This is a genomic window from Sporosarcina sp. resist, assembly GCF_014302295.1.
Classification (GTDB): Bacteria; Bacillota; Bacilli; order Bacillales_A; family Planococcaceae; genus Sporosarcina; species Sporosarcina psychrophila.
In genome coordinates, this window is sequence record NZ_CP060287.1 from 4,287,471 (window position 1) to 4,308,995 (window position 21,525).

Sequence of the window (21,525 nt, forward strand, 5' to 3'; positions counted from 1 at the left end):
ACTAGGAGGAAATGAATATGTCACTCAAACACGTAATGGAAGTTCTTGAATTAATGGATAGTAAGTTTGTAACAGGAGAAAGCATCAAAAGTTATTTGGAAGGTATCTCTTCCAACGGGGACATTTCTGTAGAAACAGTTTTCGGTGAAAAAGGATCCACTGATTTCATCAAGATTACACTTGCAGGCGAAAATGGAAAATCCAAAGGCGGTACTTCCCCTACTCTCGGTATTATCGGACGTTTAGGCGGTATCGGTGCACGCCCGGAAATGAAGGGCTTCGTTTCTGATGGAGATGGCGCGCTGGCATGTATTTCTACTGCTGCTAAACTTCTTGATATGTCTGGAAAAGGTGATGACCTGAAAGGCGATATCGTGTTAACAACACATATTTGCCCAGATGCTCCGACAACTCCTCATGAGCCGGTTGCTTTTATGGGTTCGCCTGTTGATATCCTTGCGATGAACCAACATGAAGTTACGGCTGAAATGGATGCTATTATTTCCATTGACACGACAAAGGGAAATATGATCACGAACCATAAAGGATTTGCAATTACACCTACAGTAAAAGCTGGTTACATACTAAAAGTCAGTGATGATCTTTTACACATCTACACACAATCTGCAGGAATCCTGCCTGTCACACTTCCTATTACAACACAGGATATTACGCCTTATGGCAATGGACTTTACCATGTAAACAGTATTTTACAACCCGCTGTTGCAACGAATGCACCGGTTGTCGGAGTTGCAATTACGACAGAAACGGCTGTAGCTGGCTGTGCAACTGGTGCTTCCCACCCTACTGATGTTGAACAAGTTGTTCGCTTTTCAATCGAAGTGGCAAAATCATTTGGTGAAGGTAAATGTGACTTCTACGATGAGACTGAATTTGAATTGATTGAAAAACTATACGGCACAATGAATCACCTACAAACAAAAGGAAGTAAGGTGGAAGCAGTATGACTGATACAATAGCACTCAAGCAATTATTAATCGATGAAGTTGAAAAAAGAAAAGACGAACTAATTGAGCTATGCAGTTCCCTTATCCAAATTCCAAGTGAAAATCCACCGGGAGATTCTACGGAAATTAGCCAATTTATCACAGATTACTTAAAACAATATGATTTAGAACCTGAGTGGCATGAGGCAAGCGACAAAATGTTCAACCTAATCTCATCGTATGGCAACAAAGAAGGTAAAAATCTCATTTATTGCGGGCATACGGATGTTGTTCCAGCAGGCGATTTAACGAAATGGGATTTCAATCCATTCTCTGGTGAGGTTGTAGATGGCTGGATGCTCGGACGCGGTGCGAGTGACATGAAAGCTGGACTAGCGGGACTCATTTTTGTTTACGGTCTAATGAAACGGATGGACATTCAGCTGCCTGGACAATTAACATTAGCGATAGTTCCCGATGAAGAAACGGGTGGCGAATTCGGAGTGCCTTGGTTACTCGAAAACAAGCTGATTCAAGGCGACGGTGCACTCATCGCTGAACCTTCTTCTCCGTACAACCCGACGATCGGTCAAAAAGGCTCTTACTGGTTTGAGCTCGAGGTGTTCGGTACACCAGGACACGGTAGTCTTTCACCGATTGCTGGAAATAACGCAATCACTGACGCCATTAAAGCCATCGATAAAATTCAAGATTTATGGGATCTAAACATTACCATCCCGGATGAAATTAAACCGTTAATCAAAGTATCCCAACGCTATATGCGCGAAGTTGAAAAAGACAGACTGAAATTTCAGCCTGTGCTGGAAAAAATCACAGTTAACATCGGAACAATTCAAGGTGGAACAAAATCAAATATTATTCCAGAAAGTTGTAAAGTGCAAGTAGACTGCCGCCTACCATTCGGAATTACTCATGACGAAGTTTCTCTGTATCTAAAAGATGCTTTAGATCGTTTAGGCATCCGTTACTCCATTCGATTGTTCGGATTTAAAAGTCATGCTAACTACACTTCTGCAGAAGATCCAGTTTGCCGCGCAATTGTGGACAATATTACGTTCGTTACTGATCATGAAGCTTATGGCGTTATGCAGTGGGCAAGCAGTGATGCAAGACATTTTAGAGATTATAATATTCCAGTCTTACAATACGGGCCTGCCTATCTTCCAAGTATCCATGGCTACAATGAAAAAGTACAAGTAGAAGATATAATCCGCTGCGCAAAAGTGTATGCTGCGGCTGTAATTGATTTCCTATACGAAAAATAGTAGGATGATAGTATGATATCCAATATCTATAATTGCTCGTATAAAAGGAGTATATTAATGTTAAAGACAGTGAATCTAGCTTTAGAGGTATTGAGAATGTTTTCCAAAAGCAAGCCTGTTTGGGGTGGCCGGGAATTAGCACATGAAATGGAACTGAATCACACCAATATCTATCGAATTCTCGAGACATTGGAACGGAACGGTTTCGTCAGTAAAGACCCGATTACTAAACAATACTCATTAGGTTCAGTTGTTTGGGAATTGGGAACGGTTTTTTATGAGGGACTAAATATTAGTACTCTTATTAACCCTATTCTAGAGAAACTAAGCGAGAAAACAGGAGAATCTGTTTTTCTGACGGTCCTGGATAAGGGAGAAGCTGTCACACTGATGGTAATCGAACCAAAAAACAAGGTAAAGTTCTCTGTTTCAGCTGGCAGCCGTGCTCCACTTTATGTGGGAGCTTCTTACCGATCAATATTGGCATATATGTCTGAGGAATCCAGAGAAAAAGTGATTACTGGTGAATTAGTGAAATACACCGGGAAAACGATGACAGATTCTGCTGATTTGCGTAATGAGTTGTCTTTAATTCGTAAAAATGGCTGGGCCGAAAGCCAAGGTGAATATACACCGGACGTTGTCGCACTTGCAGTTCCGCTACTAGTCGATAGCATAATTATCGGCTCCATCACGGTAGCAGGCCCTTCATATAGAATAGAAGAAGAACAAAAAAACATTGCCCTTCCATTGTTGCATGAGACTCGGGATGAGGTTGTGGAAGTAATTACGCGATATAAGTTAAAATTGAATACATGAAGTGACGAGACAACACCCCGCGACTAAAAATCATCGAGGGGTGTTTTTTTTGAATATAGCCGATTCTAAGCCAATTATGTTGGAACATTGCCGCTTTGAAAGTGTGTGCCTTGATAGTTCCCCTGTAGCTTCTCTATCCAATCACGTTAAATAGTCAGTTAAATTAGTTATCCGTAATAAATCAAGGAAATATCTCCAAGCATTGCTACCTTTCTTTCAATCCCGAGTCAATTCTGTTACATACCGTTCCCAACTACTGATACGTTGTACACTAGATATACGTCAATTTTCTTGAGGAGTTTGATTATGAATAAGAAACGTTTATCCTGGGTGGATGTCACCAAAGGATTTTTAATGATTCTTGTCGTCATTGGTCATTATCCTGGACAGCTCGATTTCCCACTGGCGAAGTATATCTATTGGTTTCACATGCCAGCATTCTTTATTTTAAGTGGTTTGTTTTTTAAGCCTGTTGTAGAAAAGGGCTTAATGAAACTTTCGATTCAAAAACGTTTTATGCAATTGATTGTCCCCTATTTGTTTTTCCTCGTCAGTATTACGCTGATTCGTTACGGGATAGAAATTGGTTCAGGCAATATGGATCTATCATGGTATGTAAATGATTTGTGGACACTTGCTGTCGGCGGACGTTTTGCACGTGGTGCATATGGTGTATTCTGGTTTGTAACTACGCTATTCTTTACGTATTTGTTCTTCTTATGGATGACAAAATACTTTAGTCGTACGAAACAAATTATTATTTTGGCTATCTTTTATAGTATTGCCCATTTTGAAAGTTTGTTTGCGATGCGCGTCATTGGTGGTTCACCAGATACTGCGTCTCAAACAATCCCAATGATTTGGAACATTGATGTTGCACTCATGGCAGTCGTCTATTTTTCACTCGGTTATTATATGAAGAGTATTTGGATGAACGTTTCGAAAAGATGGTTAACCGCGGGATTGATCGGTAGTGTGACAGCAGTTTTACTTGATAACTTTAATGTAATTGACTATCATTTGAGCATGAAATTTTTGCGTTATGAACATTTCGTTTTAGATTTGATCATCCCACTTTCATTCACACTTGTATTGGTGGGCGTATTCCAGCTCATCGCTACTCAACTGTCACTCAATTGGCTGCAAAGGATCGAGAAGCACTCCCTAACGATTATGTACTTGCACATCTTTACAGATATTTTGTTAAATGATTACTTCACATATGGCATTATTGGATTCACAGCATTTGGATTGGTCATTCCAATCGTAGTTTCAATTATCATTCAAAAATTGATACCACATGGAAAGCTACTCCTTGGTGGATTTTCTCAAAAAAGGCCACTACCCATTCAGCAGTAACACACTAAAATCCGTACTATATAAGTTGAAATAAAGAATCCTACCAACAACGCTCGGCGCCAGTAGACGCTTTGTTGGAGAATATATAGGATCATTAGTTCAACTTATATAGATAGTCGACATTTAACAAATAGAATGTTCTTCCAACATCGCTTGTCGCTAGATTTGTTCGTTACACCGGCAAGACGATTAACAGGTATATCTCTAGGCAATCGTGCATATACTACTAATCACAGAGAGGCGGCACTCCTCTGTCCCGCACGGGGGCACTTTCGACGGAAGGTGAAAAAGAATACCAAGCATAATCTGACTGGAGATTGTCCAGTAGTGCCGCGTAATACATAGCATAGAACGGAAAAACCAGCCATTTTCACTGGAATATTTCCGGCCTGCTTTCGGCGAAATAATCACGACACTTTTTTACCGAGGGGCAAGAGCAGCTAGAAGTGACGGAGTCACTTCTAGCTGCTCTTTTTCGTTAATCCTGTTGCGACTAATCGCCTGCTGCGTTCCTACACTATTCAAGTGAAAAATGCAGTTGCTTTGAAAGAAATGAATAGATAACTATCTATAGAGATGGTAAGTGCCCGAAGATGTAATTTCGGGCACTCTAGCACGACGTATATTGTATTCTTTGCTAACTTTTCAAAGATTATGTGATCCTCTATAAGAAAGTGACACTTCCTTAAAATAAAAACAGGGATACTATATTCTATAAAAATACATTGGAACATCCAGCGAAGGCGCGTCTTCGTGGTAGCCCGAGCGATAAGACTGAAAGCGGTCTTCTTTCTGGCTTATCGCGGGAGGCATCCACAAAGCGCCAAAGCGTGTAGAGTAGGGATTTCTGAATCTATCCATCATAATAGGACTTTTATTCATCTCCACCGCAATTATAGATAACGTAATGTGATTTCGACATAGACCATCCAGCGCCGAAGCGTGTAGAGTGAGGAATTCTTAGTCCAGTCCATGGCAGGATTCATTTGCACCCTATGTAATTGAACCAGATAGTTACTAAGGAAACGTTACCACAAGATTCCCTTTGATATTCACACCCTCACTCAATTCCTCATTAAACAAATTTGGTGTATCATTCTTGTCCTGTGGTTTATTGCCTCGTAGCTATTCTTGACCGATAAAACCTTAAAAGTAAAAAAGAGTAGCAGGTTACAAAATAATTCGAAATCACTTCACACTCTCCAACAAAAGAGGCCCAGCAACTTTCACTCTAACCAAGATTGCTTCCCCTGGAATATAAGCCAATGGAAAGTCTTCCAACTGGATAATATCGATTTGATCAGGATCTGCGCCTGCCGTAATAGCCGCTTGGATTGCTTCTTGTTTTGCTTCTTCAATCACTTCATGGTGATCGCGATTTTCGAGCAAATAAATTTTTTCACATGTACCGCTAATGTCGCCAAGTGCTGCACCAATTGCATTTGCCACTCCCGCGTGTTCGGGTCGGATAATACGACTCGCACCTTTTAATGTGGCAGGCATCAAGGCTGCACCACCACCAACCAGCACGACTGACACGTCATCCCCGCTTGTTTTCATGCGATCAATTGCTTTTTCTACCATTTCAACAATTTGTGGGTAAATTTCTTGTGTAGGAATGGAAAGAAGTTTTTCTTCTTGCGCATTCTCCATCTGCATCATGCCTACTCCTACAGCAACATCCGTCACAGTTAGTGTTTCACCACCGAAGATGAGTGCTTTCTCGGGCAATTGATAACCCACACTTTCAGGACCAATTTTCCATGCACTGTCTTCTAAAGTTACTTGAGTACCGCCCCCTAAACCAAGTGAGTAGATATCAGGCATGCGATAATTGGTACGGACACCACCCACTTCAACGGCAAGAGAGGTTTGTCTCGGGAATCCATTTGCTAATACACCGATATCGGTCGTCGTACCACCAATATCCACGACAATTGCATTGCGCTCTTTCGATAAAAATGAAGCTCCTCGAATTGAATTGGTTGGCCCACATGCGATGGTGAAAATCGGGTACTTTTGAGCAAAGACATTAGTCATCAGTGTACCGTCATTTTGACCGAAATAAATTTTTGCATGAATGCTTTCATTAACCAATGCCTGCTCAAAGCCTTCTGCTACATTCTTTATAACATTCTTAAGTGCAGCATTCAAAATGGTTGCATTTTCCCTTTCAATTAAACCAATCGTACCGATTTCACTTGAAAGGGAAATCGGAATATGTGGTAACTCCTGTTGGAAAAAAGCTGCGACTTCATTTTCCTGATCGGCTAGAACCGGAGAAAATACACCTGTAATAGCAATCGAATCTACTGAGTCTCTAAACAACTCGACAGTCTCTATTAATTCATCTCGCACAATACCTGTAATTGGGGAACCGTTAAATTCGTAACCTCCGTGAATCAAAGCGGTTTTAGCCTGTAATTTATCGACTAAATCTTCTGGCCAGTCGACAAGTGGAGGAACCGTTGTTCCAGAAGGAAGACAAATGCGAATGATTCCAATTCTATTTAATGATTTCCTCTCCACGATTGCATTTGTGCAATGCGTCGTTCCTAGTGTTGCTATTTTAATATCTCTGACATTGACCGCCGAACTAGCTAGTAGTTCTTTAATTGTCGTTTGAATCCCTGAAAAAACATTCTTTGTGGTGGGCGTTTTTGTACTGCAGATTACTTCATTTTTTGCATTCAACAGAACTCCGTCTGTATTGGTACCGCCAACGTCAATTCCTAACCGTATCATGAAGGCACAAACTCCTTTATCAGTATTTCTAATGGCGTATAGTCATATGGATACTTGAAATAACGCGGGCCTGCTGTCTCAATGCCAATTGGCGTCCGCCATCTCTCGTTCGCCGGGAAAGCTACAATGATAACGCGAGCTCCATATCTCAAACCTTCTGTTGTAATAGGCATGCCCGTTTCTTCATCTAAAACAGCAATTAAATCTGGTGTCATAGCAATCGGTTTGTTATTTATTTCAGCAAGAAGATGTTCATTTTGGAAGGATAGCACGCAAGAATCAAGATTATTTTCTTCGCAGCCTTCAAAAACAGCTTTCCCTCTCGTAAATCCACCCTCGATTCCCCTCTTGATTTCAACTGCTTTTCCTCTAAATAATTGATGTCCGTCTAATAACGTAAGCATTTGTTCGATCGGATGCACTGCTCCATTTCGTGGCTGTTTCAGTATCTCGCCTATTTTTTTAGCAAGTGTCAATGTACCAGGAATGACGCTTTTTTTCGCTTGTGTACCCGTCACTCCATAATCAGCTACAATTGACGATCCTCCCATCGAGATCGTAATACTACGGGCAATTTTTTCACTCCAGTGGCCATCTGCAGGTTCAATCGTGACCGTGTTTCCTTTTTCATCTGCAATCGTGACCAATTCAGGTTTTAACCCATCAAGATGAAAAGTAACCATTTGAGCTTCTGGAAAAGCACGTCCCATTGCATCGCCGTCTAAAATCGGGATCCCTTTCATCGCTGCTACAGCCACCGGAATCAATGAGTTTACCCCACCAATTTCGATTGGCATAACGATATCTATTTTTTTCCCACTTGCTTTTTCATACGCAACCAAAGGTGCCATTAACATTTCGAATGAAGGAATTTTTTCGACGAGCACACTGGGGGACCCCATCCCGCTAATAGGAACAATCCAATGATCTTCTTTCAGCTCATCCATCGTAATTACTTGAACCGGCCCATATTTACGAATCGCATGAAGAGCCATTAATTTCCCTATATAGGGATCCCCGCCCCCACCTGTCCCAAGAACGGATGCTCCGATTGCAATGTGCTCGATATCTTCTTCATTTAACCACTTCATACTGATTCTCCTTCGTAAATTGACGTTTAATAACAAAACAAAAAATTCCCTGTGTAACAAAAGCGATGATGAAACTATCTAAAGATGGAATTGTTGTCAGTTTGAAAAGTTCCAGTCCAATTGGATTCTCCAGTGTCATCCAGCTCACTAAAGTCCCCGTCCCCCAAGCGATCAACGGATATGCTTTGTACTTTGCAGAGGATTCAAATGACAGCATTTTTGCCCCGCCTATATAGTAAATGGCCGTATACACACCGCCTATTGGTGCGATAAACATTGTGATAATACTCAGGAAGTTAATGAAGTTTCCATAAATCCCGAAAACGGCCATAAGCGTCCCAATTGTACCTGCCGCAAAAGTTAATTTCACTTTACTAGTCTTCGTAAAAATAACAGCTAAACCGAGTCCAGAAGAATAAGCATTACTCGTATTAGTTGTCCACTGCGCCAAAATCAATACGAGAATACCCGGAATCCCAAGACCGACAGTCAGCATAATCGTCGTCAAATTATCTTCATTCATGACACGGGATAGAATCATCGCAATGACCAACATAAAACTATTGCCAATAAAGAAACCAAAGAAAGAAGCTAGAACTGCATCTTTTTTTGTTCGAGCCCAGCGTGAAATGTCCGGTGAAATTACCGCACCTACAACAAAGATACTAATCACCAGTGAGATTGCCATTCCTATCGAGAATGTATTTTCTACAGGCGCCCCGATACTAGCAGTGCCAAATTTAGTAATCGCCATTCCAACCGCGAGAATCACTAATATGATTAATAGTGGTACAGACCAAGAACTGAGCTTCTCTATTGCACGGTATCCGAACATCGCCGTCAACATCATCAGCAATCCACCTATTCCAGCTAGAAGCGGAATGGGTAATTGAATTCCGATTGCCTCGGAGATAGCAACAGTTGCGTTTTCGGCAAAAAAACCAGCTTGTACACCAAACCACCCCATTAACGAGATAGCAAGAAAGGCCGAAACAATTTTCGCGCCTGAACTTCCGAAGGCGGAACGAGAAATCATAGACGTTGATAAGCCAGTAGCCGCCCCAACGTATGCACAAAATGCAGCTAGAACACCCAATATCAGGGATCCGATTACCACAGACAGCAAGGCGTCATTAAAAGCCATTCCTGCCCCGAGTTGTGCGCCAAATAGCATAGCAGATAAATCAATTCCAACAGCAATCCAGATTAGACTGATGGAAAACCATTTCTTACGTTCATGCATCGGTACAACTTCTCGAGCATAATCATTTTGCATCTTCAATCCCCCTCAAAATTAGAGTTGTTAGATGGAAAGCATGTTGGAGTTGCTCAGACAAAGTATTTTCATCGTACATAGTCATTTCCCAAAAGATGCCGTCCATTAGTAAAAGGAATTGTTTTGTTACATTGACACTTTGTTGATCGGAAATCGATGGGTAAAAATGCTTTAAAGAAGTGTTTAGCGATTGTATGAGCCAGTTATCAAACTGCTCCATATGATTTTTCAGAAACTGCTTTATCTCTGGCGGAGGAGAAGTGATCAATGAAATATAAGCCGCCGTTTCTTCTTCTTTTTCTTTATGGAATGAGACAGTGCCATGCAGCAAACTACAGAAAATCTCTTCTATTGGGGAGTTTTCTACTTCATCCATAATTTTTTTCATCTGACTAAAGTGTTCTTCTAATAACTTCTGGAATGCTGCAATAAATAGAGCTTCTTTGTTTTGGTAAAAAAAGTAGATGGAAGCAGGCTTAATGCCAACTTCTGTAGCAATTTTTTGCATCGTTGCGCCTTGATAACCGTAACGTGAATAATGATAAATAGCCGCTTTCAATAATTTTTCTCTCATTGTGTATCCCCACCTAATAAGTATTAGGTTAATAATACAACGTTACTTTTTAATAATCAACAACATTCTGACTTATCATTTAATGAAAATTATTAGCCTTTGAAATTTTGGAAAAGTTTTTTTATTATTTGAGATAGCAATTTTCGAGCGCTTTTATGGATTATAATGTGCCTGTTCTGGGGGGTCTATCGACAGAAAACAATTTGTGCGGGCGTGGATGCTAAGAATGACGTAAAATAAATCATTCGATTCCACAATAATACTAAGGAGTTAGGATGAGGTCCGTAAATCTGATTGCCACTGTATTTTTCGAATAGTTTCACGTAGTGTGGCACCTGAAATTCTTTATACTACAAAAATTCTTTTACAACGTTGCTGATCAAACCAGCTTCAGCTTTGCCTGTTAGTTCAGACATTTCAAGACTCATCAACTTGCCCATATCTTGCTTAACTGAAAAATACGGCAATCGCCGCGTAACCCGCATCCTGTGGGCCTCCGAGCCGACTAGACATTATTCTAAATCAAAAAAACGTATACTTTCTTAGCTATGAACAGCAAAACCAGCCATTTATAATCTTGGCTGGTTTTAGTTTAGATTTTATGTCATTGCACCAGAAAGTTATTCCGGAAACGTTATTACAAGATTTCCTTCGATATTTACAACCTCAATCAGTTCCTCGTTAAACAAATACGGTGTATCATTTTTGTCCTGTGGTGTTATTGCCTCGTAGCTATTCTTGACAGACAAAACTTGAAATGTAACTGGAATATAGCGACCTTTGTTTAATGTTTTCATGTTCCCCATCAAAAATACTTCTTTGCTGGAAACAGCAAAACTCAGATGTCCCACTTCTTTATTCAAATTACCCGATACTAATTTCACGTCCTGCAATAAAGAAATTGTGCATAAAATGAAATCATTGATGATTTCAGCAGGTAACTTCTCAAAGCCATTTTTCAAAAACAGCGCGTTAAAACCATTCCTTATTTCTTTAAACGAGAAGATATCCTCAATTTTTTTAGCTTTGACCCCATTACCCAAATTTGCGATAACCTGTTTGCAGTCTCCTAGGTACTCCCCTACATATCCCGAGCTCTTCTCCCTTAGCGCGATGAAATCAGCAAGCCCATTAACACTATCAATTCCATGCGCATCGTCTCGAACCAACATCATGAAACTATAGAAGTCCTTTTCATCAAAACTTCTTTCAACAAATTTGTTGTAGTAGTGTGCAAATAACTGTTGTTCTTTCTTATCCATGACGCTTCCACCCTTTTCACTATTCTTTTACGTATCTTTACTATAATCATAACATGCTTAGGAACATACTTTCTACAATGGGGTTGTAAATGTACACTCGAAATACGTCTTCTTGCTTTTTAACTAGCACAAAAAACCAGCCCTCACAATCCAGGCTGGTCCTCATTTAACATTACGCAATACTAACAAGCTTACTAGTTGCTAATAATTCCTGCTCCACTTTAACTTGTTCCTTGATAAACTGTATAGCTATTTGATTGAACTCTTTATGCTTCTCAATATTACAGACATGGCCGCATTGCTCAATAATATGCAATCTAGCGCTTTTATCCTTTATCGTATCTTCTTCAACCGGGCCAAGAAACATATAGTCTTGATCACCCATGATGTACATCTTGGGAATTTCATGTTTTTCACAATCAATTCGCGGATAAATTTCACAAACCTTGGCAGCAAATCGATACCATTTAATAAACCCTTTTTGACGAATTTTCTTTGCTTCCAGGATGAAAACGTCCCTTGATTTCTTATGGTGTGCTTTAGGCATAAGAATCCGTGCAAATGTTTTATACAACCACATATAGGGGACCACACTTTTAAGCAAATTTCCTGTTCTCAGAATCACTTTCGCAACACTTGTTAACCGGATAATTGCACCGCCTAAAATCATGCTTTTAATTCTACTGGGTGCGTAAATATGCATCGCATGTAAGACAACAGAACCCAAACTAATGCCGGCAAAGTGAGCCTTTTCAATAGAAAGGGAATCCAATACCTTTACAACATCTTTAGCTAAAATTTCAGGTGTATATGTCAGCATTTCAGGTTCATAATTAGCAGAACCGCCATGATCTCTTAAGTCAATGAAGAGCAGGTTGAAATGCTTTTTAAACTCTTTTATTTGTTTATACCATATATTCGAATTCCCACCCAAGCCATGAAGAAATACGACCCACTCATGCTGAGGACCTAAGTTATGCGTTTCATAATGTAACAAATGAAATTAACCCTCTTCCCTTTAGAGCAATCCACAAAAAACCTACATTTTATCGAAATTTGTCGGTTTTTGTTATCTTATGAATACTATTGTAATTCATCCGTTTACAAAAGTCTTGTGCTAGCCTGAAAGAATCGCCTTGAATTTTCCCACTGTACTTTTTGTTGTCACAAAAGAGAATTATCTCCTTGTGCACGCTATCCCTGGAGTATTTATCCATTATTAGCTAAATGTTTATCCTCAATCAAATCCGCTTATATAGGACGTTCATATTCCACCGGTAATCAATCACATTCGCCGCGTGAACGATCATATATTCCGCCAATCGATCAGTAATACCACACGAACAATCATATAACCCGCCACCCGATCATTACCCTTCATGAACGATCATATCCTCTGCCAACCAATCATAACGCCACACAAACGATCATATAATCCGCCAACCGATCAGTAACACCACACGCTCGATCATATATCCTGCCAACCGATCATAACCCCGCATGAACGATCATATCCTCTGCCAACCAATCATAACGCCACACAAACGATCATATATCCTGCCAACCAATCAGTAACGCCGCACGAACAATCATATATTCCGCCAACCAATCATAACGCCACACAAACAATCATATATCCTGCCAACCAATCAGTATCGCCAGACAAACGATCATATATCCTACCAACCAATCAGCAACACCACACGAACGATCATTTATCCCGCCAACCGATCATTACTACCTCACGCACGATCATATACCCTGCCAACCGATCAGTAACACCACACGCACGATCATATCTCCTACCAACCAATCAGTAACGCCGCACGAACGATCATATATTCCGCCAACCGATCATTACTACCACACGCACGATCATATTTCCCGCCAACCGATCATAACCCCCGCATAACCAAACACATACATCCCCCAGCCCAATCATTTCCTATATACAAAAAAAGATCAGACATTTACTTACATGTCTGATCCTCATTTTATTAAGTTGTAGATCACTAAAACTTACACCTGTTATAGAGCCGCTATTACATGCCCGGGCTTCTCCAACAATCTAAAGATATTGTTTTTATATTCTTCAACCCCTGGCTGGTCGAAAGGATTTAGGCCCTGCAAGTAAGCACTCATTGCACATGAAAGTTGGAAGAAATATATGAGATAACCAACATGATAGGCATCTTGCTTAGCCACTTCAAGACGTAGTAAAGGTACACCTCCATCTCGGTGCGCTTCCATTGCCCCGTGCATCATTACTTCATTTATTTCATTTAATGTTTTATCCGATAGATAATTCAAGCCGTCCAAATTCTCTTTAGATGAAGGTATCGCACAATCCTCCGCTTCTTCTGCGAAATGGACAAACGTTTCAAAGAGCATCCGTTGACCATCTTGTATATATTGACCGAGGGAATGTAAGTCGGTAGGATATGCGACTGCAGCAGGGAAAATACCGTTTCCGCCCTTCCCTTCACTTTCACCAAAGAGCTGCTTCCACCACTCATGGAAAGTTTCAAAGGATGGGGAAAAGCTCGCTAAAATTTCGACATTGTAGCCTTCAGATAACAGTAGTGTTCGTAATGCAGCATACTGATAAGCTATATTCGAATCTATATTTGCGTTCGAAAGATCATGAATGGCTTTTTTTGCTCCTGCAAGGAGTTGTTCAATATCGACACCAGCTACTGCAAGAGGGATTAAACCAACTGGCGTGAGAACGGAATAACGGCCCCCAATATCATTTGGTATGATGAAAGACGTAAATCCTGAACGGACAGCCATTTCCCTCAAGGCACCTTCTGATTTATCGGTAATCGCAACAATTCGTTCGCTTGCGGATGAACCATAACGGTTTTCCATATATTCAAGCATAATCCGGAAAGCAATTGCAGGTTCCGTCGTTGTTCCAGATTTCGAAATAACAATAATGGCAACTTCTTTACTCCCCATATAGCTTAATAATTGTTTCATATAAGCACCGCTCAAGTTTTGGCCAGCAAAGAGTACTTCAGGATCATCCGACTTTTTTTCGAAATACGGTGATAGCGCGTCTTGAATCGCTTTCGCTCCTAAATAAGAACCTCCAATACCTATGACAACAACCAAATCTGCATTTTCACGAAGTTTTTTCGCCGCCTTCAGAGCATCCTCTAATTCATGTGACGAAATCTCATTCGGGTAATTCTTCCACCCCAAATAATCAGCACCTTCAGAAGTACCTTTATTCATTTCTTGATGAATCGTTTTCACCTGTGTACCAAATACTTCCTCAAGCTTACTTATAGATACATGTGATTGATTTAGTGTTAACGGAATTACCAATTCGACATTCTCCCCTTCTAGGTGGTTTTATCAATTTAAGTCATAAATTACTATTCATCTAACATGTCCGACTTCTTTCTACGGGTTCAATAACAGTCTATCACTTTCAACTCCCACTCATCTTTTATCAAGATAGGGCAGTAACTCATTTCCTATTAGGTGAGCCTCTTCAGCTATCTCAATTAAAAATAGATCATCAAAGCTCTTCTTCTCTATTATGCCCAAGAAGCATCTTAACTTCAATTCTAAATTTCCGTGGGTGATTAACAGTGGAAGATATATTATATGAAGGAATTTCCTTCAGTAACACTTAGTTATCGTAATGCAACTACCCCACTTACACAACATCAGTAATACGTAACGAATTACTGTTATTTTAACCACTGTTAATGAACTATGATTTAATCACCTTGGAATACAATGTATCGTGCACGGTTTAGTGGCTCCCGTTATAGCTGAATGAATAAATTATTAGTCAAACGTGCACTTAAAAGTCTGTTCACTTGTTGTATAGGAGAGGATTTACACTCGCAGAATATGTGCAGTAATTCGGTATAAAAGTAGCTGGTAAGAAGAAACATCGGGAGCGGATACTTATGAATTTGAAGTCCGAATTAGTGTAACAACAACCAAGCCTAGCCAGACACTATAGTAAAAAACAGCTCCTATCCATCTGGACTGAAGCTGTTTCGTTACTTTTATAGTTACTTTTCACACGCGATTAAATCTTTATCGCGGTCGCTTTTTTTGTTCGCATCATAGATTGCCTGAGATACAAATGGCTTGTACTTCGTTTCCCCGCCTACATTTTTAATAGATGCAGATCTTGCTACGCCGCCTTTATACACTTTGTTTAACTCTGTGCAATTTTTATATGTCACGACTTTCGGGCTAGCCGCCTCAACATTTACCGAACTGAATGAGAAGCCTATCGCAATAGTAAATGCCAGCAAGACAGTAAATACTTTCTTCATAACAAAAACCTCCTTTTCAATTAACCCTCTTGGGTATGAACCTGTTTATAGGCATGAAAAAACGCCTTCCTTTATCCCAATCATTCATAGCGATCAGGCTGAAGGCATCCCTCTTGAACTATATAATTACCTTAACAGACTTTGAGTTTATTGAATACCCTGAAAAAACTGGTTGGGGCTGATATATGATCGGTTAGCCTGAGGATATGATCGGTTGCGCGGAGTTATGATCGGGTCGCGTGGGATATGATCGGTTGCCGTGGAGATATGATCGGTTGCGTCATGATATGATCGGTTAGCGCGGGATTTGATCGACTGCGTCATGATATGATCGGGTCGCGTGGGATTTGATCGGCTACGTCGAGATTTGATCGGTTCATCGGGGGATATGATCGGCTTCGCGGAGATATGATCGGGCTGCGTCGAGATATGATCGGGTCGCGCGGGATATGATCAGCTGCGTCGAGATATGATCGGGTCGCGTGGGATTTGATCGGCTGCGTCGAGATATGATCGGGTCGCGTGGGATTTGATCGGCTGTGTCGAGTTATGATCGGTTAGCGCGGGATTTGATCGGCTGCGTGGAGTTATGATCGGCTGCGTCGAGATATGATCGGTTAGCGTGGCATTTGATCGGTTGCGCGGAGATATGATTGGTCTGCACGCGGATATGATCGGCTCCAGCTAGTATATAAATGACCTGCCTATGAAAATGACAAATCCTAGAGATTTCAATTTAGCAGAAGCAAATAGACCCAGTCATTGTATTAATGACTGGGTCCCCTTAATACTTTGAAATTTTCTATTTTGCTTCCAATTTAACTTGGCGGTAGCCGGTTTCGTATCAACTACTCACTCTGCCGTTGTATCTTCACTTGCCGAAGCATAGATGCTATTCGCTAACATACGGTAATAGTATTTCGTGTGGGCTCTAAATGCTAAGTCGTTCGCAAATAGCGTCACTGTTGAATCTTCCAACTGCTGCGTAAAGGCGAATGTTTGCCCCTGCGCTCCTTCATGTCCAGGCCACCATCCCGAAACGAAGAAATCATCCGTATTTTTGACTGTTGCCAATACTTCAGCATCCACAGGCACTTCAGTTATCCATGAACCCCTCGTTGTATATAGAAGCTCATCTGCCTTATAACCAGAAGTTAATTGGTGATTGACATTTACTGTCGCTTTCACAAGTCCTTCATGTCCACCTTGAGTCGTTACATAATCGAATCCTTCTAGTAACTTTGCATCTTTAACAGCTTTTAGCACACTGTTACCAATACCTACGAACGTTTTACCTGATAAATCTTTCGGCAAAGTACTGTCAGAGATAATGACTTCTGCATTTTTCTCATCAACTAGCTTAAAGCCAAGCTCTTTCAACGAAAATGTCAATTGGCTAGAACCACTTCCTGCTACCTTGGGCTCCGAAATCCACTTTATTTCAAACGCATTGTATGCTGGTAAAGGATTCGCTTCAAAGGTATAATCCTCGACGTAGGAGAGTAAATCACTTGTATTAACTACGAAATCGCCTTTACGGAATCCGAATTTTTCCTCTTGCACCAAGCCGACTTGTTTTCCTTCTGCAAGGAGTTTGTTCACAAGTTTGATTGTGTCATTATTAGTGTTTTTTAGTACTTGTCTAGTAGCCGTTTTCTTGACTTCGCTTGCTGGAACTTCTATTGCACTAACCTTTGTTGTATGTCCTTCGAATCCTTCTTCATCTCCAAAACGTACTTCAACGACGTCAAAACCTCTAAGCGCTGGGAAATTAACAACAACGGGATCGTACATTGCTTCCCAATCAGAAACGTCATCGCCTTTATAAAGCATCGCATTCGCCAAGCCGCGCTTTGCTTGTTTCATTGGAACAACATAAGTTCCTTTCGGATAAGTAGTTGCTTCAATCATAATGTCTTTAGTCGTTTGTTCAACTGTTAAACCGTTGCGGATTAAATACGTTACCATATTATAAACTTCTAGCACGTTCTTCTGATTTCTTGCATCAGCCGGTAATACATAGTAATCCGGGAAGAAGTTTTCATTATTCCCGCGAACCCGACCGATTGACTCTCCAGCTGCATTCGTTAACAATGGATCAACGAGACGATTGTCTTGTCCTTTAATTCCACGACTAAAGATTTCAAGCTGGTTTAAATATAACTCGTCTTTGTTCTCAAGGACATAGTTTGTAGCTCCAAAGCCAGTACCTACCATAGCGCGTAAAGAGTCCTGACTTAAAGTTGGCACCTCGACAGTATGTCCAAGAGTTCCATGAAGCATTGAAAAGATAGGTGTATAGGAAGGACCCATGTCATCCCAACCATCTTTATAGCCCTCTGAAGCTAGGAAATAAGAAGTTAAATTAGAATTACCAATTCCTGCTTTCCCCATTTCATGTGCCTGTTCAGTCATGCTTTTAATAAGTAGATCATATTCAAAGTTCGGGTTATGCGGCGGTGTAGCCGGTTCAATTAAGAATCCATTTACATAGCCATGCCCTTCTACCATTGTAAGCGGTGTCCACTTCGCAATTTCCTGATTCAATTGAATCGTTTCGACCTGTGTTTGGTAAGCATTGTCACGGTTCAAATCAAATCCAAGTGCATTAGCGCGCGTATTCAGGACACGTCCGTCCGGGTTGTGTGAAAAGTTAAAGATAAAAATAATATTGTCTAATACTTTGTCCATATCCAAAATGACTTCTTCAGAATCACCATTTTTATCCTTTGATGTGAATTTAACTTGTGATTCCATCGCGAATTTCTTTAGCAGCTCTGTTTGGAAGTCGATACCTTCCACTTCATCTGGATGGATATTATTGAACCAGACTGGAACTTGATAGTCACCCATCGTACCGTCTTTAATCTTCTTCATTAGCTCTTCCGGATTTTCAAGCGCAGTCGGTAATGTTTGATTGAGATACTTATCCACTGCTTCTTTATCTTTTGCAAGTACTACAAGGTGAAAGTCGCGGCCCTCAACAGATTTACCTGGGCTTTGATACTCTAAATAGCGATCGTTTAATTTATTTGACTCGGCAAAAATACTATCAATAGATGGCTTAATAGCTTCCCAGTCGAGATATTGGTCATATACATTTAACTTTACAGTCGTTGATGCATTTAAATCATTTGCAGCATCAACCAAAGCAAGTTCATAGTCTCCAATTAGCTCTTTGTAGATGACACGGATTGACCGTGTTGATAGATTGTCTGTATTAAAAGGTAGTCCAAACTCTAGTTCAGCGGCAATCTTAGTTGTTCCGCCGACATAGTGTGGTTGTTTTTTAACAATGATGAATGGATCCCCAGAATATGATTCCGCTTTCGCATCCCACATCTTCCACTCCGATAGACTTTTCCCTCCAAATTGAAATTCCAGTTTGGTTAGGTCTACTTTCTTTCCAAAATCAACTTCCAACTCTACATCGCGAATCTCCGTAAGTGAGAATAGGGATTTGCTAACCTCTAGTTGGGTCGCTTGGCTAACTTGGACAGTATCAACTGTCTGGGCAGCTAACGTTGATGCTGGCAATGCCATCGTAATTGCCATATAGATGGATAAAAATGCTACTAAAAACCGTTTCACTACTTAACTCCCCCTTTTCATATTGTTTGTAGATTGTCAGACTACAGATTTAATATAACAAATCTACAAATTGTTTGACAGTGAATTTACTTCGAATTCAAAACTAATTTGAATAGTTCGCCTATTATTATGGTGAGATATTACTTTAATATTGCGATTAGGTTTGAAGGTCCAAAGTTTGTCCGATATTCTACTGTTTATATAGCTCCTTGGAAGCAACTAAGTGCTTTCAAACTTTGAATGGATTTGCGCTAATTTCCGGCTTGCCTTCCTCGCACAACTATCGACAATTCTCAGTAGTAGGATTGTACGGGCGGCATTCGGTATCATCTATGGTTGGTCTGCAGTGGGATATGATCGGTTAGCACGGACATATGATCGGGTCGCGTGGGATATGATCGGTTAGCGCGGACATATGATCGGTCTCCCCGGGATATGATCGGTTAGCACGGAGATATGATTGGGCTGTGCGGGATATGATCGGTTAGCACGATATATGCTTGGGCCACGCGGGATATGATCGGTTAGCGTGATATATGCTTGGGCTGCACGGGATATGATCGGTTGACGCGGAGATATGATTGGGCTGTGCGGGATATAAGATTAGTTCAAGATAGAAAAACCTCCCGACTAGTCGGAAGGCACTTTTACGGTCATATTCATGAAAAATAAATACGTTACGGAACGATATTTCCAGCAGCTTTATAAATGTCGTACCATTCTTTCCTTGTTAACGTAATATCTGTGCTCTTACATGCGTCTTTTAATCGCTGAGGATTCGTTGTTCCGAGTACGACTTGGATGTTAGCTGGATGGCGGCTAATCCAGGCGGTTGCGATGGCCGTGTTTGTTACGTCATAGTTGGCAGCAATTTCGTCAATCACTTTATTCAACTCTAAAAAATTCTCTAAGTCGCCAAGGAATGGACCAGCAAAGAACCCATTTTGAAATGGTGACCATGCTTGTAGCGTGATATCATGCAAACGACTGTATTCTAGTATACTGCTATCACGATTGATAGCTTGATCTATATTCATATTTAACGCAATTCCCGCGTCAATCATCGCTGTGTGTGCAATACTAAACTGAATTTGGTTTACTACTAATTTATGTGGTGTATATTTTTGCAACAATTCGATCTGTGCTGGGTTATGGTTCGACACCCCGAAATGTTTTACTTTTCCGCTGCTATGCAATTTCTCAAATGCCTCGGCAACTTCAGCAGGCTCCATTAATGGATCAGGACGATGAAGGAGTAGCAGGTCCAAGTAATCCGTGTTTAAACGCTTTAAAATACCGTCAACTGAGTCGAGGATATGTTCTTTGGAAAAATCAAAGTAGTTTTCTTGACCTTTGATGCCACATTTACTCTGCAAAATCATTTTATCACGAATACTAGGGCTCATTTGAATCGCCTCGGCAAATAATTCTTCGCACCGACCCTGACCATAAATATCTGCATGATCAAAGAAGTTAATCCCTTCATCAAGTGCAGTGCGGATTAACTGCTCTATTTCCGTTAAAGAAAGCTGTGTCAAACGCATATTCCCCATAATAATGTTGGATGCGTTGAGTTCGGTATGTTTAATTTGCGTATATTTCATGGAAAAAAGCCCCCCCTTAAATGTAGTCACACTATTTAGAATACCTCACAATCTAGGTAAAAGAACAATTTCATGCTTAGGTTGGAGGCTTTTCGAGAATGGTTGGAGACTTGCAGCGATTCGTTGGACACTTCGAAGATTTTGTTGGACACACCTTCGTTGATTGGACGCTTTTCAAAATTGGTTGGAGGCTTACCGCGATTGGTTAGACACTTCGAGGGTTTTGTTGGACGCTCCTTCGTTGGTTGGACACTTTTCAAAATTGGTTGGAGGCTTGCGGCGATTCGTTGGACACTTCAAGGGCTCTACACTCATCTCCGTATAGGTCCGCCCCGCATAGTTTCTTTACTTATTCTTCATTATATAAGCTACCTCTCTTATTAAAATTAAAGCTTTTAAAACGGAACTTGCAATACAAGATAACGAGTTGCTCCGGCAACACAAAAATCATCGTATAGAATAAAACAAAGCATATGACTGTTATGAAGGCATCCTCGATATCAGCCAATAGGAATGCACTGGAAAATTCAATCCCCTTGAGGCACTTGAATCGAATGTGTTTTTAAATAATCCTTTTTAAAGCCGGAATAGTTTGAGGTCCAAATGTTATGTACAAAATATAAAAAGGGCAGCGCGGCTACTGGCAATAGAAATAACAAGAACC

At 40.6% G+C, this 21,525-nt stretch carries 16 protein-coding genes; 5 read left to right on the forward strand and 11 right to left on the reverse strand.

Features of this window, described 5'->3' with window-relative positions; translation table 11 throughout:
- Positions 1-17: 17 nt before the first annotated feature.
- The 4 genes from H7992_RS20595 (at position 18) to H7992_RS20610 (ending at position 4,411) form a co-directional block, all read left to right on the forward strand.
- Positions 18-968: a DUF1177 domain-containing protein gene (locus tag H7992_RS20595; RefSeq protein ID WP_187045842.1), complete on the forward strand. Its 951-nt coding sequence runs from the start codon at positions 18-20 to the stop codon at positions 966-968.
- A complete protein-coding gene (locus tag H7992_RS20600) occupies positions 965-2,233 on the forward strand; it encodes a M20 family metallopeptidase (protein ID WP_187045843.1) in 1,269 nt (422 codons plus the stop codon). The genes H7992_RS20595 and H7992_RS20600 overlap by 4 nt, the downstream gene beginning before the upstream one ends.
- Positions 2,234-2,290: 57 nt before the next feature.
- Positions 2,291-3,052, forward strand: coding sequence for an IclR family transcriptional regulator (locus H7992_RS20605; RefSeq protein WP_187045844.1), 762 nt, complete (start codon positions 2,291-2,293; stop codon positions 3,050-3,052).
- Positions 3,053-3,358: 306 nt separating this feature from the next.
- The gene (locus tag H7992_RS20610) at positions 3,359-4,411 is read left to right on the forward strand and encodes an acyltransferase family protein (RefSeq protein ID WP_187045845.1); all 1,053 of its coding nucleotides are present in this window, start codon (positions 3,359-3,361) and stop codon (positions 4,409-4,411) included.
- A gap of 1,188 nt (positions 4,412-5,599) precedes the next feature.
- Here H7992_RS20610 and H7992_RS20615 read toward each other — a convergent pair.
- The 10 genes from H7992_RS20615 to H7992_RS20660 all read right to left on the reverse strand — a co-directional run bounded on the left by H7992_RS20615 (position 5,600) and on the right by H7992_RS20660 (position 19,257).
- Positions 5,600-7,156, reverse strand: coding sequence for a hydantoinase/oxoprolinase family protein (locus H7992_RS20615; protein ID WP_187045846.1), 1,557 nt, complete (start codon positions 7,154-7,156; stop codon positions 5,600-5,602).
- Positions 7,153-8,247: an S-methyl thiohydantoin desulfurase family protein gene (locus H7992_RS20620; RefSeq protein WP_187045847.1), complete on the reverse strand. Its 1,095-nt coding sequence runs from the start codon at positions 8,245-8,247 to the stop codon at positions 7,153-7,155. Before H7992_RS20620 ends, H7992_RS20615 begins: the two co-directional genes overlap by 4 nt.
- Positions 8,231-9,523: a cytosine permease gene (locus H7992_RS20625; protein ID WP_187045848.1), complete on the reverse strand. Its 1,293-nt coding sequence runs from the start codon at positions 9,521-9,523 to the stop codon at positions 8,231-8,233. The genes H7992_RS20620 and H7992_RS20625 overlap by 17 nt, the downstream gene beginning before the upstream one ends.
- Complete coding sequence (locus tag H7992_RS20630; protein WP_187045849.1) at positions 9,513-10,097, reverse strand: TetR/AcrR family transcriptional regulator; 585 nt, start codon at positions 10,095-10,097, stop codon at positions 9,513-9,515. Before H7992_RS20630 ends, H7992_RS20625 begins: the two co-directional genes overlap by 11 nt.
- A 350-nt stretch (positions 10,098-10,447) precedes the next feature.
- On the reverse strand, positions 10,448-10,582 hold the full coding sequence (locus tag H7992_RS20635; protein WP_187045850.1) for a GatB/YqeY domain-containing protein: 135 nt from the start codon (positions 10,580-10,582) through the stop codon (positions 10,448-10,450).
- 135 nt (positions 10,583-10,717) lie between these two features.
- A complete protein-coding gene (locus tag H7992_RS20640) occupies positions 10,718-11,359 on the reverse strand; it encodes a hypothetical protein (protein ID WP_067212584.1) in 642 nt (213 codons plus the stop codon).
- Positions 11,360-11,531: 172 nt separating this feature from the next.
- Entirely contained in the window at positions 11,532-12,356 is an 825-nt protein-coding gene (locus H7992_RS20645; RefSeq protein WP_187045851.1) for an alpha/beta fold hydrolase, read from the reverse strand.
- Positions 12,357-13,387: 1,031 nt separating this feature from the next.
- Entirely contained in the window at positions 13,388-14,692 is a 1,305-nt protein-coding gene (locus H7992_RS20650; protein WP_187045852.1) for a glucose-6-phosphate isomerase, read from the reverse strand.
- A 704-nt stretch (positions 14,693-15,396) separates the two neighbouring features.
- Positions 15,397-15,666: an excalibur calcium-binding domain-containing protein gene (locus H7992_RS20655; protein ID WP_187045853.1), complete on the reverse strand. Its 270-nt coding sequence runs from the start codon at positions 15,664-15,666 to the stop codon at positions 15,397-15,399.
- Positions 15,667-16,518: 852 nt separating this feature from the next.
- Positions 16,519-19,257, reverse strand: a complete 2,739-nt coding sequence (locus H7992_RS20660; protein ID WP_255428511.1) for a M14 family metallopeptidase — start codon at positions 19,255-19,257, stop codon at positions 16,519-16,521.
- Between the two features lie 223 nt (positions 19,258-19,480).
- On the opposite strand from H7992_RS20660, the gene H7992_RS20665 reads away from it, so the two are divergent.
- Entirely contained in the window at positions 19,481-19,663 is a 183-nt protein-coding gene (locus H7992_RS20665) for a hypothetical protein (protein ID WP_187045854.1), read from the forward strand.
- Positions 19,664-19,934: 271 nt separating this feature from the next.
- On the opposite strand, the gene H7992_RS20670 is transcribed toward H7992_RS20665, so the two are convergent.
- A complete protein-coding gene (locus tag H7992_RS20670) occupies positions 19,935-20,861 on the reverse strand; it encodes an aldo/keto reductase (RefSeq protein ID WP_187045855.1) in 927 nt (308 codons plus the stop codon).
- Positions 20,862-21,525 lie beyond the last annotated feature (664 nt).

Excerpts from the sequence above, each read along its gene's own strand:
- H7992_RS20595 (WP_187045842.1), top strand. The coding sequence starts at position 18 with ATGTCACTCAAACACGTAATGGAAGTTCTTGAATTAATGGATAGTAAG.
- H7992_RS20600 (WP_187045843.1), top strand. The coding sequence starts at position 965 with ATGACTGATACAATAGCACTCAAGCAATTATTAATCGATGAAGTTGAA.
- H7992_RS20605 (WP_187045844.1), top strand. The coding sequence starts at position 2,291 with ATGTTAAAGACAGTGAATCTAGCTTTAGAGGTATTGAGAATGTTTTCC.
- H7992_RS20610 (WP_187045845.1), top strand. The coding sequence starts at position 3,359 with ATGAATAAGAAACGTTTATCCTGGGTGGATGTCACCAAAGGATTTTTA.
- H7992_RS20615 (WP_187045846.1), bottom strand. The coding sequence starts at position 7,156 with ATGATACGGTTAGGAATTGACGTTGGCGGTACCAATACAGACGGAGTT.
- H7992_RS20620 (WP_187045847.1), bottom strand. The coding sequence starts at position 8,247 with ATGAAGTGGTTAAATGAAGAAGATATCGAGCACATTGCAATCGGAGCA.
- H7992_RS20625 (WP_187045848.1), bottom strand. The coding sequence starts at position 9,523 with ATGCAAAATGATTATGCTCGAGAAGTTGTACCGATGCATGAACGTAAG.
- H7992_RS20630 (WP_187045849.1), bottom strand. The coding sequence starts at position 10,097 with ATGAGAGAAAAATTATTGAAAGCGGCTATTTATCATTATTCACGTTAC.
- H7992_RS20635 (WP_187045850.1), bottom strand. The coding sequence starts at position 10,582 with ATGCGGGTTACGCGGCGATTGCCGTATTTTTCAGTTAAGCAAGATATG.
- H7992_RS20640 (WP_067212584.1), bottom strand. The coding sequence starts at position 11,359 with ATGGATAAGAAAGAACAACAGTTATTTGCACACTACTACAACAAATTT.
- H7992_RS20655 (WP_187045853.1), bottom strand. The coding sequence starts at position 15,666 with ATGAAGAAAGTATTTACTGTCTTGCTGGCATTTACTATTGCGATAGGC.
- H7992_RS20670 (WP_187045855.1), bottom strand. The coding sequence starts at position 20,861 with ATGAAATATACGCAAATTAAACATACCGAACTCAACGCATCCAACATT.